Origin of the sequence: Nocardia sp. NPDC057663 (assembly GCF_042799895.1) — a bacterium.
Lineage (GTDB): Bacteria > Actinomycetota > Actinomycetes > Mycobacteriales > Mycobacteriaceae > Nocardia.
The window spans coordinates 1-16,937 of the sequence record NZ_JBHVHX010000021.1 but is presented as its reverse complement, the minus strand read 5'-3'; the positions used below and the strand labels follow the sequence as shown (position 1 = coordinate 16,937).

Here is a 16,937-nt window from a genome sequence, read left to right as displayed (position 1 = left end):
ACCCTTCCGCCCCCCCCCCCCTCTCCCCCCCCCCCCGGGGGCGCGTCCCGGTTCAACCCCCTGGGTTTGGGGCCCGGGGCGGGGGGGGGGGGGCCCCCCCCCCCGGCCCCCCACCACACCGATTCACTACGGCGTCGAGTAGCCGATGAGGGCGCCGATGCCCGCACCGATCGGGATGGTGATCAGGGCGCCGACTCCGCCGAGGAAGAAGCCGAGGACCGCGCCGATGCCCGCGCCGATCAGGGCCCCGATACCCGCGTTGTGCTGCTTGCGGGCGAGGGTGTCACTGGCTTCGTCGACGAAGGCGGCCATGTTGTCGGTGACGACAGCCGGTGCGGCGACGGGACGCAGGGTGACCGACTGGCCGTCGGCGGCGATGCCTGCGGCGAGGTCGAAATTGCCCGCGCCGGTGACGATATGGGTCGGCACGGTGGCGACCACCCGGCCCGCCCGATCCGCGAGGGTCACCACGCCACCGGCGAGGCGGAAGGTGCCGTCCGCGACGGATGCGGTGAGCCCGGAGCCGTCGGCGAGCGGGCTCGCCGTAAACGCCACTCCCCCTTCGACTCCCTGGACAATCGGAACGGCTGCCGCTGGTCCGGCGTGTGCGGTGGTGGCCGTGAGGCCGAGTGCCCCTGCCGCGAGAATGGCGATCGCGCCGAATCGCCGTGCGCTGGAACTCGTTCGAGACGAGAATGTCATCTTGCCCCTCCAGTCTGCCCGCCGTTATCGGCGGAACATACTCTGCTGGACCGGATCTCGATCCGCGAACATTTTCGCATCGTTAACGACCGAGGGGAACCCACCTGCGGTGATAACGGAAAAACATCACCAGATTTTCCGGTTTTCAGGTGAGGTTGTGCTCGGAGCCGAACACGCGGACCGAGGACGCCGAAAGATGTGCTCAGGCGGGTGTCTTGCTCTCGACCCGGACGAGGCCGTATCGGTCGGATCGCACGTCCGGCCAGGGTAGCCCACAGGTAACCATCGCCACCGATATCGCTCTGAACTGCGGCTCGCCCGCCGCGGATCCGGACTGGCACCATAGCGAATTCCGTTGGCAGAATGGGTAGTTCATCGAGCCGTACCGGAGGGAACACACATGACCATCCTGGTAACCGGGGCCACCGCGAACATCGGCCGCAAGGTTGTCGACCATCTGCTCGCCGCAGGCAGCACCGATGTGCGCGCACTGACCACCAACCCGCGACGGGCGGCGCTCCCGGCCGGGGTGGAGGTGGTCGAAGGCTATCTGCGTCGGCCGGAGAGCCTGCCCGCGGCGTTCGACGGCGTGGAGCGGGTCTACCTGGCGCCGACACCGGACAATGTCGAAGAGGTGCTGGCCTTGGCCCGCGCGGCAGGCGTACGGCATGTGGTCGACCTGTCCGGCGAACCCGAGAGCTGGTGGGGCACCGTCTGCACAGCGGTCGAGGACAGCGGCTTGGCCTGGACGCATCTCTGGCCTGCCGACTTCATGGAGAACACCCTGACCTGGTCGCACCAGATCCGCGAGACCGGCGTCATCCGCGAGCCTCACCCCGACGCCGCGACGGCCCCCATCGCCATGGACGACATCGCCGCCGTCGCCGCGACCGCCCTGCTGTCCGACGCCCACCACGGCCGCGCCTACCCGCTGGCCGGTCCAGAGATCCTCACCCGCACCGACCTGGTCCGCCACCTCGCCACCGCCCTCGGCCGCGACATCACCTTCCGCCAGTCCTCCCGCGAGGACACCATCGCCGCCCTCACCCCCACCATGGGCGACAACACGACCTGGTACGTCGACAACGTCTTGACCGACTACACCCCCGATCCCGCCACTCTGCCCGTCACCAGCGTCCAGGACATCACCGGCCGCCCGGCGACCACCTTCGCCCGCTGGGCAGCCGACAACGCCGGCCGCTTCCTCGCAGACTGACCATCCCCGACCCCGTCAGCTCGAACACCATCAGTTCGGTATGGGCCGGCGCAGATCGCGATCTCGCCACGCGCGGTGTGGCGAAATCTCGTTGCGCGGACACAAGTCGGTCGACCACGATCGAAGGGTGGACACCGAACAGCCGCCGGCGCTGAGACCGGGGATCACACCACCCGATCGGGTGCTGGTCGGCGACCTCGTGCTTCGCCGGTGGCAGCCCGAGGATCTGGCGGCCAAGTTCGCGGCGGTCAGCGCCTCGTTCGAGCAGCTGCATCACTGGATGGACTGGGCGGCGGAACCACCGGACTTCGACGAGATGCGCGCGGCGCACGAGACGGTGACGACGCAGTGGCCGACACCGGACGGCGGCTTCAACTTCGGCATCTTCGGCCGCGACGGAAGTCTGGTCGGCGTGGTCGGGCTCCATGATCGAGTCGGTCCGGCGACCTTGGAGGTCGGCTACTGGTGTCACGTCGATCATGTCGGCCGCGGTGTGATCACCCGAGCGGCCGGCGCGCTGACCACGATCGCGCTGACCCTCCCCGGCATCACCCGCATCGAAATCCATTGCGATGTCGCCAATATCCGCAGCGCCGCGGTGCCCCGCCGGCTCGGCTACCGGCTCGAGCGCATCGCCCCGCGGCCGCGGAAGACGCCGGGCGATTCGGGCCACGGAATGTGCTGGGTCAAGGAATCCGTGATCCCGCCCGGCCACACCGGACCGGACGGGATCACGAGGGGCTTCGTCAGTGGCCGACCGGAACAGTCACCAAGCCGGTGAGCGACGCGATGGACGCAGCGACATCGGTGGCCGGTCAGCCCACGTCGCGTCGCAGCCAGGTGACTTCGGCTCCGACGCAATCGATTCCCTGCCGGTAGGTCTCGAGATCCTCGTCCCATGGCGTCCCCAGCGCCCGGTCGATCTCCGCGGACAGGTCGAACGCTCCGTGACCGCCGAGTTCCCTGGCGGCTTGCAGTAAGGCACGTAATCGCATCTCGCCCAGCATCACATCACCGTTGGCGCCGGTGGATCCGTGCCAGAGACCGAGCGCGGGGACGAAGCTGTAGCGTTCGCCGTCGACGCCTTCGCTGGGATCCTCGGTGACCTCGAAGCGCAGCACCGGCCAGGCGCGCAATGATTGGGCAATCCGCGAAGCGGTGCCGACGGGACCGATCCAATCACTGCTGGCGCGCAGTTGTCCGTCGGCCGGTTGCGCGGTCCAGCGCAATTTCGCGGGGGACGAGAGCGCGGTGGACAGCGCCCATTCGACGTGCGGGCACAACGCGGCGGGCGATGAGTGGATGTAGACCACACCCGCCGTCGCATCAGCGAACTGACTCGATGCGCGCACTACCAACACCTCCAGCCTCGACAAGGAGCGTCTTCCCCAACGACCCATCGCGGACTGGCGTGGCCCGAGTGTACTGAAGTGTTCGGTGTTGCGGGTGTTACTTCACAGCGTGTTGTGTGTCTCTGAGATCACGGAATCGCTTAATTTCGGCCACGCTGTTCGAGCCCAGTCGCCGAAATTCTCGTCGGTCAGCGCGATCGTCGCCACCCCTATTTCGGGGTCGACCCAGAGGAACGTGCCGGACTGCCCGAAGTGCCCGTAGGTCCGTCCGGAATTGGCGGAACCCGTCCAATGCGGGGATTTCCCGTCGCGGATTTCGAAACCCAATCCCCAGTCGTTGGGTCGCTGGGAACCGAATCCGGGCAGGATGCCATCGCGGCCAGGGAATTGCACCGAGGTCGCGTCGTCGAGGGTTTGCTGAGATATCAATTCGGGTGTCAGCAACTCGGCGGCGAACCGGACGAGGTCGTCCACCGAGGCTTCGGCCGCGTGCCCGGCGGGGCCGTCGAGGACCGCGCTGCGCATTCCGAGCGGTTCGAAGACCGCCTCGTGCAGATACTGCGGAAACGCGATGCCGGTGCTGGTGGTGAGGAAGTCGGCGAGCAGTTCGAAGCCGGCGCTGGAATAGATGCGGCGGGCGCCGGGCGCGGCGATGACGTCGGGGGTGGCGAAGGCGACACCGGAGGTGTGCGCGAGCAGATGACGGACGGTCGACCCGGGCGGACCGGCGGGCTGGTCCAGCTCGACGGCCCCTTCCTCGATCGCGACCAGCGTGGCGTAGGCGACCAGCGGTTTGGTGACCGAGGCGAGCCGGAAGACCCGCGCGGTGTCGCCGGTGGTCGACACACCGCCGGCGGTGACGACCGCGGCGGCGGCGTGGGCGACCGGCCAGTGCTGTATCTGCTCGAACGAACGCATATCGGCAGCGTACGAGACGCCGCTACGATCGAGTCACCATGAGTCCCGCACCATCGATCCACGGCGACGTGGCGGCCGGTTTCGGCCCCGTCGCCGACGCCCTCCGCCGCAACTTCACCGATCACGGCGAGATCGGCGCCGCCGTCGCCGTCTACGCAGGTGAGGAGCCCGTGGTCGACCTGTGGGCAGGGCATCGCGATCGTCGGCGCGAGGTGCCGTGGGAGCGCGACACCATCGTGCCGGTGTTCTCCTCGTCGAAGGGCATGGCGGCGTTCACGATCGCCACGGCCGTCTCGCGTGGGCTGCTCGACTACGAGCAGCCGGTGGCGAAGTACTGGCCGGAGTTCGCCGCGCACGGCAAAGACCAGATCACCGTCCGCCAGCTGATCGATCATCAGGCGGGGCTGTCCGGGCTGGACCGGATCGTGAAACTGCGCGAGCTGACCGACCGTGACGCCCTCGGCGCGCTGCTGGCCGCGCAGAAGCCGGCATGGAAGCCCGGCACACGGCACGGCTATCACGCGCTCACCCTCGGGCTCTATCAGAGTGAGCTGCTGCGCCGGGTCGACCCGGCGGGCCGCAGCCTCGGCCGGTTCTTCGCCGAGGAGATCGCGGCCCCGGTCGATGCCGACCTGTTCATCGGGCTCCCCGAGTCCGAGCCGATGGAGCGGATCGCCCAGCTGTCGGCGACGAAGGGCCTGGATATCCTGCGCTACGAGCTCGCCGACATCCCGGTGCGGATCGGCGCCGAGGTCTACGCCAAGCGGGGGCTTTCCTTTGCGGCGCTGACCAATCCTCGCCCCGGTGCGCCTGCCCGCGCCGCCCGCAGGGAGTTCCTGGAAATCGAATGGCCCGGTATGAACGGCGTGGGCAATGCGCGCGCGCTGGCCCGCGTCTACGGCGCGGCGGCCGGTCGCACCGGTGCGCTGCCGATCAGCGACGACGTGCTCGATCTGCTGGCCTCCGCCGACACCGCCGACGACGTACCCGCCGACGACCTGGTGCTGCACACCAAGAGTCGCTACCACCTCGGATTCCGTAAGTCGCGCGGCAGTTTCCGCTTCGGCTCGGACAAACGCGCCTACGGCACAACAGGACTGGGCGGATCCTTCGGCTTCGCCGATCCCACGACGGGTCTCGGCTTCGGCTACAGCATGAACCGTCTCGGCATGGCGATCCTCGACGACGTCCGCAGCCGCAACCTGCGCGAAGCCGTCCTGCGCTGCGTCGGCTGACGGCCGCAGCGCGCACCGGCCGATGTGCGCCGATGCGCGCTGTGGTGGTGCCGGATCAGTGTCCGGCGACGCCGCTGATCTCGTTCGGCGCCGACGCCAAGGTGGCTGTCGCCGTGACCTTTCCGTCGGCCAGGTCCACCCGGTGCACCTGCTTGGTCGTCGGGTCCGACACGTAGGCGATCCCGCCGCGCACGAACAGCGCAGGCCGCGCGTCCTGCCAGTCGAGCGGTTCCTGCCAGCTGCCGATCACCGGAATGGTCCGGGTGACCGTGCCGGTGACGGGATCGATCACATGGATCGTGCCGTCGGTGCCGAGCACCAGCGCCTCACCGGCCGGGCCGCGACCCAGCGAGCGGAAGGTGTAGCTGGTGCCGATGTCGACCAGGCGCAGGGTGCCGTCGGTGGTGTTCACCAGCGAGATCCGCTGCGGGCGTTCGAGTTCGGCGTCCTTGTCGACCTTGTAGTCGCCGAGCACGATCGGCGAGTCCTCGCTGCCGGACATGTTGCCGATCCGGCCGTAGGGGTCAGGGCTGGCGACCTTGGTGAACTTCCCGTCGCGGTAGACGACGGCGCCGGTCTGGCAGCCGATCACCACCGCCTCGTTCTGGGCGGTCGCTTCGCCGTGCACGCCGGGGCAGTCCTCGTTCCGGCTGAGCTCCTTGCGGTTTCCGTCGAGCGCGACGGCGCCGACCCGCTTGTCCGCGGTGCCGAGGGTGAGCACCAGCTGCTCGTTGCTCAGTTCGATGGCGACGCCGTGGTGCGGTGCGGCCGCCTGGTAGACCTCGGTCTTCGGCGTGCCGTGCTCGAGCTGATCGGAATCGAAGATGGTGACCTCGCCGGACCCGTCAGCGAACAGCACGGTCTTGCCCGCGTGCCGCACGACGTGCCCCGGCTTGCTCGCGGGGAATTCGGTGCCGGTGAACTCCTTGGCGTAGGCGTCGAAGACGCGGAACCCGTCCTTGGTCGACACCATGAGGTGGTCGTCGTCGCCTGCCGGGTTGAGCCGGTTGAACCCGTCGAGCTGCACCTCGCCCTGCTGGGTCAGCGTGGCGCCGTCGAGGACGTAGATGCCGCCGTCGTAGGTGAGGGCGATCGGCTCCGTGCCCGGGGTGTGCTCGTGCCCGTGCGCGGCATCGTCCGTGCCACAACCGCTGAGCGCGACCACCGAGGCCAAGGCCCCGGATAGGGCCACCAGCGTGGTGGTCCGTGACCGACTGTGCATGTGCTGCTCCATTTCTACCTGCGTGAACTACGTTGTCGGCCCGGTCAATCCACGGGCGATCGCCTCGGTGTTGGCGCGCGCCATCTCCAGATAGGTGGCCGCGCCGCCGCCGGGTGCGGTGAGCGATTCGGTGTGCAGGGCGATCACCTGCACCTGCAAGCCGGTGTGCTCGGCCAGGACGCGCGCGAGCCGGTCGGGCTGTGCGGAATCGGCGAAGATGGCGCCGACGCCCGCTGCCCGGATCGCGGCGGCGAGCCCGTCGAGATCGGATGCGCTGGGTGAGGCCAGGGTGGTGCCGCTGGGGATCACCGCCCCGATGACCCGGAAGCCGAATCGCTGTGCGAGATAACCGAAGACGTGATGGTCGGTGACCAGTTGCCTGCGTTCGGCCGGTATCGCCGCGAAGCGGTCGGTCATCCACCCGTCCAGTTGGTCGATCTCGGCGAGGTAGCGGTCGGCGTTCGCACGGACCGACCCGGCGTCGATACCGTCGACCTGCGCGAGGACTTCCGCGCTGATCGCCTCGACCGCCTTGCGGACCCGCTGCGGATCCGTCCAGAAGTGCGGGTCCGGCTTCCCCGCCGACTCGTCGGAGGTGTACGCGATCGGGTCGACCCGTTCGGCCACAGCCAGCGTCGGCACCCCCGCCGCAGCGGCCGCTTCCACATGTCGGGCCACGCCCTCTTCGAGACCGAGCCCGTTGTGCACGACCAGCGCCGCCCGTTCGATATCGGCCGCCTGCCGCGCCGAGATCGCGAACGAATGCGGATCGGCCCCGGCCTGCATGAGCACGGTCACGGGCACGGTGTCCCCGACGACCGCCCTGGTGAGATCACCGAGGATAGTGGTCGTCACGACGATCCCGGATCGATCGGTGCCGCTCGAACAGGCGGCGACCAACGGCATCAGCACAGTCATGACGACAGCCGAGACCATGGCGGCGGACAACGGCCTCCGCCGATGTGCACGACGGCTGGAGACGAACGCGGACAACATCATCCGCAACCGCCTTAGTTCATCGGATGCCGCCGAACCGGGCAGCCACGCTCGAAAACCGGGATAGGCGAGGACACCCGGCCGCCACCCAGCACCGGGCGACAGTCGTCGACACGACGCCGTTCCCGGCATTTCGGATCCACCTCGCCCCGACCGGGTTTCGCAAGGATGCTCGCTCGACGGCCCATCGGTGAGCGCCGTCGTCGCGGCCCTGGGTCCGGTCGGACGCGCAAGGCGGAGGCTCTCGACGGCCCGCAACGGTGCGACCGCCGAGGTGATTTTCATCGCGTTCACAGCCCCGTCTCCACCATCAGCGAAGGCGCGATGTCCAGCGGGAACGTACGCGCCACCCGGAGGTGGTCGTTGTAGGCGATCTCGTGGATGGTGCGCGCACGAATGTTGTTGACGTAGGCGCGATCCGGGTCTACGTGGATCGCGGCATGATCGTCGACCGGGCCGGGGATCAAGGCGAGATGCGCTGTCTCCGCGCCGGTGACCGGATCGATTCCGTGCAGGACACCGTCACGGGTGAGGACCAGCAGCGACGATCCTTCGCCCGCGGTGTTCACCGCCACCACGTCGGCGATCGGTGTCAGCGTCCAGGTCTTCTTCCTGATGTCGAGGGTCCACACCCCGTTTCGGCCCGCGAGCGCGGTCAGCGTGGTGCTGCCGGGACGATGTGTGAAGGCGGTCGCGCGGTCGGCAGGCGGTGCCGGGTACGGGATCTTCTCGGTGGCGAACAGGCCGTCGCGCTGTGTCACGACGATCGCGCCGTCGGCGCATCCGAAGACGACGCCGCGCCGGGTCACCGCCTGTCCCTGCGGATCCGGGCACGTCGCGGGCTGTACCTCCCCCGCCGCGCCGTCGCGTCCGCGCACCTCCACGCGTCCCGCGTCGTGGGCGACGATCAGCCGCTCGGCGTAGGGCACCGCGATGCCGTCGATCCGCCGCGGCTCCGCAGCCACCCCTTCGCCCAGCGCCGAACGATCGAACACCATGGTCTCGCCGGTATCCGAAACAACCGCTACGACAACGGGATCGCTGTGCGCCGATACCACCGCGCCACTCGGCCCTGCCGCACCACTCGGCGCTGCCGCACTCGGCCCTGCCGCACCACCCGGCGCTGTGCTCGGCACCTGCCCTGCACTCGACCTCCCCGCGCCGGACAGTCCCGCCACCGAGATATCGCCCGATCCGACCGCGCGGATCGGCGCGCTGTAATAGTGCCGGTGGTCGCCGTGGTCGACAGTCCATGCGCCGCTGTCCACGATCGAGAGACGCCCACCCGAACTCGCGAACCCGAACCGGCCGTCGCCAACGAGCCGAATCGCGCCCAGAGCCGACTCGCCCTCTGCTGAAGCTGGTTGCGAGGAGCCGGCTTTCACAGTTCCCGCATCGATCGACGTCACCTTCTCGGTCAAGAGATCGACGACCCGCATCTCCCCCGTGCGCGCATCGGCCACGATCAACCGGCTCTGCGCCTCCGCCATCTCCTCGGCACCGGCGACGAACCCGTGCGGTGTCTCCTCCACCACCGCCGGTTCCCCCGACCCACAGCCGACCAGCGGCAGCGCCGCGAGCGCGGCCACCGAAGCGGCACCCACCCGGCGCGCACCGAAGCGGTCCCGCACCGCGGCGACGATCGCCGACAGGAAGAACGAGCCGACGGCCACGGCCGCGATGGTCGCGCCCGCCGCGGTCTCCGCATGCCACGAAATGAGCAGCCCCACCGCCGTGGACAGCCCGCCGATCAGCGCCGCCACCACCATCACCACCGGAATCCGATCCGACCAGTACATGGCCGCGGCGGGTGGCGCGATGAGCAGCCCGAACACCAACAAGGTCCCGACGACATGGAACGACGCCACGATCGCCAGCGTCACCAGCCCGATCAACGCCACCTGCGCGACCTTCGGAGGCAATCCGAGGGTGTGCGCCTTGCGCGGATCGAAGGTCGAGGCCACGAACGCGCGATGCCCCAGCACTGCGACGACCAGCGCGATCACCAGCGCCACACCGAGATAGAGCAGATCGCGGGATCGCACCGCCAGCACGTCACCGAACAGGAACCCGGTCAGATCGACGGCGAACGACTGCGATCGCGACACGATGATCACCCCGGCGGCGAGCATCCCCACGAACAGCAGCCCGATCGCGGTGTCCGGCGCGAACCGCTTGCTGCGCCCCAGCATCGAGACCCCGAAGGCCATGGCGGCACAGCTGATCGCGGCCCCGAGGATCAGGTTCCCACCGAGCAGGGCCGCCACCGCGACACCGGGCAGCATCCCGTGCGACATCGCGTCACCGAGAAAAGCCATGCCGCGCACCACAACCCAGGTCCCCGCCAGCGCACAGACACACGACACGAGCAGTCCACCCCACAGCGCACGTTGCACGAATGCCACCTCGAACGGGGTCAACAGCCAATCCATAGCGCGGAACGATATACTGAAAATGATTATCGTTTCAATTGAGGTGAGATGCAGCACACAGATGGCGCAGCGATCAAGATCGAGCATCTGACGGCGGGCTACGGCGCGACGCCGGTGCTGTCCGAGATATCGGCGACGATTCCGCGCGGACAGATCACCGCGATCGTGGGGCCCAACGGTTCGGGGAAATCGACCCTGCTCGGCGTGCTCGCCGGAACCGTGCCCACACAGTCGGGCACGGTGCATCGAAGCACCACGCAACGGCCCGCATTCGTGATGCAGCACACCGCGATTCCGCCGACATTGCCGCTCACCGTCGGCGAGACGGTGGCGATGGGGCGCTGGGCGCATCGCGGACCGTGGCGGCGCCTCACCCGCGAGGACCGCGCCATCGCACGCGCCTGCCTGGAACGGATGGACCTCACCGCACTGGCGTCACGGCGCCTGGACACCCTCTCGGGTGGACAACGCCAGCGCACACTGCTCGCCCAAGCGCTGGCGCAACAGTCCGATCTGCTGCTGCTGGACGAACCGGCGACGGGCCTGGATGCGGCCTCGCAGGCCGCGATCTCCGACGCAGTGGCCGAGGTCAGCGCCGCGGGGGTCACCGTTGTGCAGGCCACCCACGACCTGGCCGAGGCCGACAAGGCCGAGCACTGCCTGCTACTCGGGGAGGGTCGTCTGATCGCCGCGGGGCAGCCGGGCGAGGTGGTGGTCCGGTCGTAGAATCGACAGCGCCCGCTCCACCCGCACGTCGGCGCAGCAGGAGGAAAGCATGGCCGCGACACCGACCTCGGTCGACGACTATCTGGCAGGCCAACCGGAGGCGGAGCGCGCCGTGCTGCAGCAGATCCGGGAGACGGTTCACCGGGTACTGCCGGAGGCGGGCGAGAAGATCAGCTACGCCATCCCGGCCGTCACCCTCGACGGCCGGGCATTCATGTCCTTCGCCGGCTGGAAGGCACATGTGAGCGTGTACCCCGTCCCGGACGGGGACGAGGCCTTCGAACGTGCCATCGAGCCCTACAAGGCGGGCCGTGGCACCCTGAAATTCCCACTCGGGGAACCGATTCCGTACGACCTGATCGCGCAGGTCGCCGTCCAGCTCGCCGAGCGGGAACGCCGGCGGTGACTTACCAGTCGGCTTCGGTGAAGCGGATGATGCCGCGAATGTTCTTGCCGTCCAGCATGTCCTGGTAGCCCTGGTTGATCTCCTCGAGCGAGTAGCTGCGGGTGACCATGTCGTCGAGGTTGAGCTGACCCGACTTGTAGAGCGACAGCAGGCGCGGCGCGTCCTGACGGGCGTTGCCGCCGCCGAAGATGCAGCCCTTGACCGTCTTCTGGAGCATGGACAGCAGGAAGCTGTTCATCTTCACATCGCTCGCGTCCATGCGGCCCATCGAGGTGACGACCAGCGTGCCCGCCTTGGCGGTGAGAATCAGGCCCTCTTCGACGTAGTCGCCGTGCATCTCGCCCATGGTGAGGATGACCTTCTCGGCCATCCGGCCCTCGGTGGCGTCGATCATCGGCATGATCGCCGCGGCCATGCTCTCGTAGGTGTGGGTGGCGCCGAACTTCTGCGCCTGCTCCCGCTTCCACGGATTCGGGTCGATCGCAATGACTTTCGACGCACCGGAGAGCACGGCGCCCTGCAGCGCGCTCATGCCGACGCCGCCGATGCCCGCGATCACCACGGTCTCGCCCGGCTGCACCTGGGCGACATGGGTCGAGGAGCCGAAACCGGTCGGCACGCCACAGCCGACGAGGCACGCCACCTCGAACGGGATGGTCGGGTCGATCTTCACTACCGAGGTGTGGTGCACAGTCATGTACGGAGCGAAGGTGCCGAGCAGGCACATCGGGATGACGTTCTCGCCGCGCGCCTGGATGCGGTAGGTGCCGTCCGAGATCGCCTGGCCCATCAGCAGACCCGCACCCAGATCGCACAGCGCCATGTTGCCCGCGACGCACGCGGGACAGCGGCCACAGGCCGGGATGAACGACAGGATGACGTGGTCGCCCACGGCCAGGTCGCTGGGGCAGTTCGGGCCGAGCTTGGTGATGACACCCGCGCCCTCGTGCCCACCCATCACGGGGTAGCCCGGCATCGGCGTCGCGCCGGTGACGATGTGATGGTCGGAGTGGCACATGCCCGCCGTTTCCATCCGGATCTGCACTTCACCGGCGACGGGGTCGCCGACCTCGATCTCCTCCACCGACCACTGCTGATCGGTGCCCCACAGGATCGCGCCCTTCGTCTTCATGTCCGGTCGACCTCTCGCCAAGCTTGTGCCTCGTTGTGATTGCACTCACCCTAACGAAGAATCGGCCGATTCTGAAACACGTTCTAGAAATATTGCCGAGAATTATCTATCCGCGCACGTCAGGGACGTGATGGACGAGGTCGTGCAGGAAGTAGCGGGCCAGCGAGGTCACCGTGAACAGCGATCCGTCGCTGCGCGCACCCCGCAGCTCGAGCCGATCGGCGGGCACGGCGGCGAAGGCCGAGGCGATCTTCTCGGCGGCCACCGCGAGCTCGGTCGCGACCAACGCGGGGTCCTGCTCGCCGTAGCGGTCGGCGACGGCGGTCGCGTCCTGATCCCAGTTCTCGAACCGCGGCGGCTCGACGCCGTCGCCCGCCAGCATCAGGGCCAGGCGGGTGTCGAAGATCCGGCACACGTCGCGCACGTGGGCGCCGTACTCGAGCACCGACCAGGTCGTGGCGTCGGGACGGACCCGGACATCGGCGCGCTCCAGCGCGGCGCCGATCCGGGCCGCGCTGTCGAGAGTGCGCTCCGGGACCGCCGCGTAGGCAGTGCGCTCGGCGTCGTATCCGCAGTCGGGGCAGGCGCGTTCGAGGACCCAGGTCCAGTTCTTGGTGTCGGGAACGATCATGCCGTCAGCCTAGGATGTCTGGATCTTGCGATCCATCGATATTCCGCCAATCACCGGCGAGATCCGGGCATCAGGCGATCAGCTGACGCGCCTTCTCGAACAGTTCCATGGTCACCGCGTGCAGGAAGTCGCCCACCGGCTTGGGCGCCTTGCCCGCGAACGCGCGCGCGTAGGTGCCCTCGAGGACGATGCCGAGCTTGAAGCAGGCCAGCACCTCGTACCAGGTGACGGCGCTCAGGTCGCGGTCGGAGAACTTGCCGTAGTGCTCGATCATCTCCGCCGGCGTCGGCAGGCCGCCGACGGTGCCGAGGGTGCCCATCAGGCCGGCGCCGACCGTGCCGGGCACCGGGCGGGTCGCGAGCTGCCAGCCGAGGTCGAGCAGCGGGTCGCCGATGGTGGACATCTCCCAGTCGACCATCGCCGCCACCTGCGGGCTGTCGTAGTCGAACATCATGTTCGCCAGGTGACAGTCACCGTGCATGATGCCCGGCGTCCAGGTGGTGGGCCGGTTGCGCTCGAGCCAGTCGCCGACCTGATCGACACCGGGAATCTGCGGGCCGGGGTAGCCCTCGTTGGCGGTGTAGGAGTCGAGTTCGCGTAGCCAGCGCGGCACCTGGCGTTCCAGGAAACCCTCCGGCTTGCCGTAGTCGGCCAGGCCGAGCGCCTGGTAGTCGAGCGCGCCGAGCCGGGCGATGGCCTCGACGGCGGACAGGCCCATCTGCCGCCGGATCTCCGGGTCGCCCGCGTGCAGGGCGGGCAGTTCGGTCTGCGGGTTGAAGCCGTGGATCGGCTCCATCAGATAGAACACCGCGCCGATCACCGCGTCGTCGTCGCAGGCGGCGATGACCCGGGGCGAACGCACCTCGGTGTCGTCGAGGGCGACGAGCAGCCGCGATTCGCGCCGGATCACCTCGTTGCTCTTGGCGCGCAGGTGCTTGGGTCCGCGTCGCAACACGTATTCGCGATCGCCACGGGTGAAGCGCAGCATGATGTTCTGCGTGCCACCGCCGATCGGGGTCACCGCACCGAACGCGCCGCCAGGCAGCCCACGTTCGTCCATCCAGCGCCCGATCGCCGCGAAATCCGCGATCGTCGGGTCGACATCGACCGGTTGCGAAACAGACATGGCGATCATTGTGCCCGAGGCGGGTCCCCGGTGGGACCGACGTAGGATTTCTGCCACGATGCGCACGCTGTTGATCGACAACTACGACTCGTTCACCTACAACCTCTATCAGCTGATCAGTGAGGTCAACGGGAACGAGCCGATCGTCGTGCGCAACGACGAGTACGCCGACCTCGAGCTCGACCGCTTCGACAATGTGGTGATCTCGCCGGGGCCTGGTCGCCCTGATCGCGCGCGCGACATGGGTGTGTCGACGGCGGTGATCGCGGAGTCCACGCTGCCGCTGCTCGGTGTGTGCCTGGGCCACCAGGGCATCGTGATCGGCGCGGGCGGCACGGTGGGGCGAGCCCCCGAGGCCAGGCACGGCTACCTCGACCGGGTCGCGCACGACGACCGCGACCTGTTCGCCGGTCTGCCGCAGGACTTCACCGTCGTGCGGTATCACTCGCTGGCCGCGGTGGAACCGCTGCCCGCGGCGCTCGAGGTGACCGCGTCGACGAGCGACGGCGTGGTCATGGGTGTGCGTCATCGCGCGCGGCCGCAGTGGGGTGTGCAGTTCCATCCCGAATCGGTGTCGAGCGAATTCGGTGCGGCACTGCTGCGCAATTTCGCCGATCTCACCAAGGCGCGCGCGCACAACGGCGCGCCGATCCTCGTGCGCGGACCGCGCGACATGTCGCCGCAGCCCGCACCCGAACGTCGATTCATGTTGCGGCACAGTGTGATCGAGCGTGCCATCGACACCGAGGCGATCTTCCTGCGCCGCTACGACAGTTCACCGACCGCGTTCTGGCTCGACAGCGAACACGTCGAACCCGGGCTCGACCGGTTCTCCTTCCTCGGTGACGCGAGCGGGCCGCACGCCGAAATCGTCGGCTATCGGGTCGGCGAGGGGGCCGTCACGGTGACGGACGCCGAGGGCAGCAGGTCCGTGCCCGGCACCGTCCTGGACTACCTCGACCGCGAACTCCGGCGCAGGCACTGCGAAACCCCACCCCTGCCTTTCGATTTCGCCGGCGGTTATGTGGGCTTTCTCGGCTACGAGGTGAAGGCCGACTGTGGCGCGAGCGCGGCGCACCGCTCCCCCACCCCGGACGCCGGATGGATTTTCGCCGACCGGTTGATCGTCGTCGATCACGAAGCGGGCCGCACGCACCTGCTCGCACTGGCCGAGGACGACATCGAGCAGGCGGATCGCTGGCTCACCGAGACCGATGCGGCGCTGGCCGATCTGCCCACCTGGGCCAATCCGGCCGATCTGCATGTCCCCGCCGATCCGGATGCCGTCCAGGCGCATCTGATCCGCGGCCGCGACCGCTATCTGGCCGACATCGCGGTCTGCCAGGAGCGGCTGCACGCGGGCGAGTCCTACGAGATCTGCCTGACCGATGCGGCCGCGGTCGCCGCTGCCCCCGACGACGGGCTCGCGCTGTATCGACGGCTGCGCCGCTGCAATCCGGCGCCCTACGCCGCGTACCTGCGGTTCGCCGGGCTCGATGTGGCCTGCTCGTCGCCGGAGCGGTTCCTCAAGATCGACCGGGACCGGGTGGTGGAGAGCAAGCCGATCAAGGGCACAGCGCCGCGCGGCCGGACCGTCGCCGAGGACGAGCATCTGCGCCTGTCGCTGGCCGACGACCCGAAGACCCGCGCCGAGAACCTGATGATCGTCGACCTGCTGCGCAACGATCTGGGCCGGGTCTGCGAGGTCGGCTCGGTACACGTGCCGGAGTTGATGGCCACCGAAACCTATTCCACCCTGCACCAACTGGTGTCGACGGTGCGCGGGACGCTGCGCGCCGACGCCGGCGTGATCGACTGCCTGCGGGCCTGCTTCCCCGGCGGCTCGATGACCGGCGCACCGAAGCTGCGCACCATGGAGATCCTCGACGAGCTGGAAACCCAAGCGCGCGGGATCTATTCGGGCACGATCGGCTTCCTCGGCCTCGGCGGCACCGCCGACCTCAATATCGTCATCCGGACGGCGGTCCGCTACGACGACGAGTGGCGGATCGGCGCGGGCGGCGCGATCGTCCTCGATTCCGATGCCGAGGACGAGTACGCGGAGATGGTGCTCAAGGCGGCCGCGACGTTCCGGTCGCTGAGCTGAGCGCTAGCGGCGCGACCGCTTTCCCTTGCCGGGTTCCGGCGGCGGTTCCTCCCCCGCGCGTCCGGTGATCCGGCCGAGCAGACCCACACCGGGCAGTTTCGCCAGCGCGCCGAAGAGGTCCTCGCCCAGCGAGATCATCGCCTCGAGCCGGGGCAGCAGCCGGTCATAGGTCGCGAAGACCGGGTCGGCCAGCGCCAGCGTGCGGTCGAGCCGATCGATGGTGCTGTTGAGCCGGTCCACCGCGATCGACAGGTTCTCCACCAGATCCGGCAACTGCGCGGCCAGCTGCGCCGAAGCCGGTGGCAGCCGCACGGCGGCATCGAAGGCATACCCCGCGGTCTGCTGAGCGGCGTCGATAGCCTGCCCCGCCGCGGTCTGCGCCGCACCGACCGCCGCCTGCGCCGCCGACAGCAGGTCAGCCCCCGGCACCTTGCGCCCCTGCGGCTCCGGCACGGGCTCCGCAGCGCGTCCCCGCTTCTTCGGGTTCGTCATGACTCCACTGTGCCGCACAGATGCGAGAGACGCAGGGATGCGCCCCGCACACCACTCCGTGTGTCTCACCGAACGAACCAACCCAACCCCGCACCCTCGACCCGAGAAGAGGCCGCCCCACAGCGGCGGTCATCCCGCACCGAACGAACCAACTCAGCCCGCACGCCCCGACCTCTAGGAGGGGCCGCCGCGCAGCGGCGGTTCGCGGCCGTCCCGCCGATGAGAGGCCGTTGCGTAGGCGACG

The 16,937-nt window shown here is 68.8% G+C and carries 16 protein-coding genes; 6 read left to right on the top strand and 10 right to left on the bottom strand.

All coding sequences use genetic code 11. The annotated features are described in order from the left end of the window. Window positions 1-126: 126 nt before the first annotated feature. The gene (locus tag ACFVAV_RS29690) at window positions 127-555 is read right to left on the bottom strand and encodes a hypothetical protein (protein ID WP_379038884.1); all 429 of its coding nucleotides are present in this window, start codon (window positions 553-555) and stop codon (window positions 127-129) included. 547 nt (window positions 556-1,102) lie between these two features. On the opposite strand from ACFVAV_RS29690, the gene ACFVAV_RS29685 reads away from it, so the two are divergent. Both ACFVAV_RS29685 and ACFVAV_RS29680 read left to right on the top strand, forming a co-directional pair. Beyond that, a complete protein-coding gene (locus ACFVAV_RS29685) occupies window positions 1,103-1,918 on the top strand; it encodes an NAD(P)H-binding protein (protein ID WP_379038883.1) in 816 nt (271 codons plus the stop codon). Window positions 1,919-2,045: 127 nt separating this feature from the next. Continuing rightward, on the top strand, window positions 2,046-2,699 hold the full coding sequence (locus ACFVAV_RS29680) for a GNAT family N-acetyltransferase (RefSeq protein WP_379038882.1): 654 nt from the start codon (window positions 2,046-2,048) through the stop codon (window positions 2,697-2,699). 34 nt (window positions 2,700-2,733) lie between these two features. Here the strand turns inward: ACFVAV_RS29680 and ACFVAV_RS29675 are convergent, their stop codons facing one another. Then, window positions 2,734-3,270: a DUF3145 domain-containing protein gene (locus tag ACFVAV_RS29675; RefSeq protein ID WP_379038881.1), complete on the bottom strand. Its 537-nt coding sequence runs from the start codon at window positions 3,268-3,270 to the stop codon at window positions 2,734-2,736. A gap of 102 nt (window positions 3,271-3,372) precedes the next feature. Next, on the bottom strand, window positions 3,373-4,188 hold the full coding sequence (locus ACFVAV_RS29670; RefSeq protein WP_379038880.1) for a serine hydrolase domain-containing protein: 816 nt from the start codon (window positions 4,186-4,188) through the stop codon (window positions 3,373-3,375). A gap of 38 nt (window positions 4,189-4,226) precedes the next feature. On the opposite strand from ACFVAV_RS29670, the gene ACFVAV_RS29665 reads away from it, so the two are divergent. Further along, window positions 4,227-5,423: a serine hydrolase domain-containing protein gene (locus ACFVAV_RS29665; RefSeq protein WP_379038879.1), complete on the top strand. Its 1,197-nt coding sequence runs from the start codon at window positions 4,227-4,229 to the stop codon at window positions 5,421-5,423. A 55-nt stretch (window positions 5,424-5,478) separates the two neighbouring features. Here ACFVAV_RS29665 and aztD read toward each other — a convergent pair whose 3' ends face one another. The 3 genes from aztD to aztB all read right to left on the bottom strand — a co-directional run bounded on the left by aztD (window position 5,479) and on the right by aztB (window position 10,160). Continuing rightward, on the bottom strand, window positions 5,479-6,645 hold the full coding sequence (aztD, locus tag ACFVAV_RS29660; protein WP_379038878.1) for a zinc metallochaperone AztD: 1,167 nt from the start codon (window positions 6,643-6,645) through the stop codon (window positions 5,479-5,481). 27 nt (window positions 6,646-6,672) lie between these two features. Next, window positions 6,673-7,563 carry a zinc ABC transporter substrate-binding protein AztC gene (aztC, locus tag ACFVAV_RS29655; protein ID WP_379038877.1) on the bottom strand — a complete coding sequence of 297 codons (891 nt, stop codon included), beginning with the start codon at window positions 7,561-7,563 and terminating at the stop codon, window positions 6,673-6,675. A gap of 368 nt (window positions 7,564-7,931) precedes the next feature. Then, entirely contained in the window at window positions 7,932-10,160 is a 2,229-nt protein-coding gene (gene aztB, locus ACFVAV_RS29650) for a zinc ABC transporter permease AztB (protein WP_379038876.1), read from the bottom strand. Between aztB and aztA the strand changes: the two genes are divergently transcribed. Together aztA and ACFVAV_RS29640 are read left to right on the top strand one after the other, a co-directional pair. Then, window positions 10,122-10,799 (top strand): zinc ABC transporter ATP-binding protein AztA, encoded by a 678-nt coding sequence (aztA, locus tag ACFVAV_RS29645; protein WP_379038875.1) that lies wholly within the window; start codon window positions 10,122-10,124, stop codon window positions 10,797-10,799. The genes aztB and aztA overlap by 39 nt on opposite strands. 49 nt (window positions 10,800-10,848) lie before the next feature. Beyond that, a complete protein-coding gene (locus ACFVAV_RS29640) occupies window positions 10,849-11,205 on the top strand; it encodes an iron chaperone (protein WP_379038874.1) in 357 nt (118 codons plus the stop codon). Between the two features lies 1 nt (window position 11,206). Here ACFVAV_RS29640 and ACFVAV_RS29635 read toward each other — a convergent pair whose 3' ends face one another. The 3 genes from ACFVAV_RS29635 to ACFVAV_RS29625 form a co-directional block, all read right to left on the bottom strand. Further along, window positions 11,207-12,337, bottom strand: coding sequence for an NDMA-dependent alcohol dehydrogenase (locus tag ACFVAV_RS29635; RefSeq protein ID WP_379038873.1), 1,131 nt, complete (start codon window positions 12,335-12,337; stop codon window positions 11,207-11,209). 106 nt (window positions 12,338-12,443) lie between these two features. Further along, on the bottom strand, window positions 12,444-12,968 hold the full coding sequence (locus ACFVAV_RS29630) for a DinB family protein (RefSeq protein ID WP_379038872.1): 525 nt from the start codon (window positions 12,966-12,968) through the stop codon (window positions 12,444-12,446). Window positions 12,969-13,038: 70 nt separating this feature from the next. Then, window positions 13,039-14,103, bottom strand: coding sequence for a phosphotransferase family protein (locus ACFVAV_RS29625; protein ID WP_379038871.1), 1,065 nt, complete (start codon window positions 14,101-14,103; stop codon window positions 13,039-13,041). Between the two features lie 49 nt (window positions 14,104-14,152). On the opposite strand from ACFVAV_RS29625, the gene pabB reads away from it, so the two are divergent. Then, entirely contained in the window at window positions 14,153-16,201 is a 2,049-nt protein-coding gene (gene pabB, locus ACFVAV_RS29620) for an aminodeoxychorismate synthase component I (protein WP_379038870.1), read from the top strand. 3 nt (window positions 16,202-16,204) lie between these two features. Here the strand turns inward: pabB and ACFVAV_RS29615 are convergent, their stop codons facing one another. Next, window positions 16,205-16,693: a hypothetical protein gene (locus tag ACFVAV_RS29615; protein WP_379038869.1), complete on the bottom strand. Its 489-nt coding sequence runs from the start codon at window positions 16,691-16,693 to the stop codon at window positions 16,205-16,207. Between the last annotated feature and the right edge of the window lie 244 nt (window positions 16,694-16,937).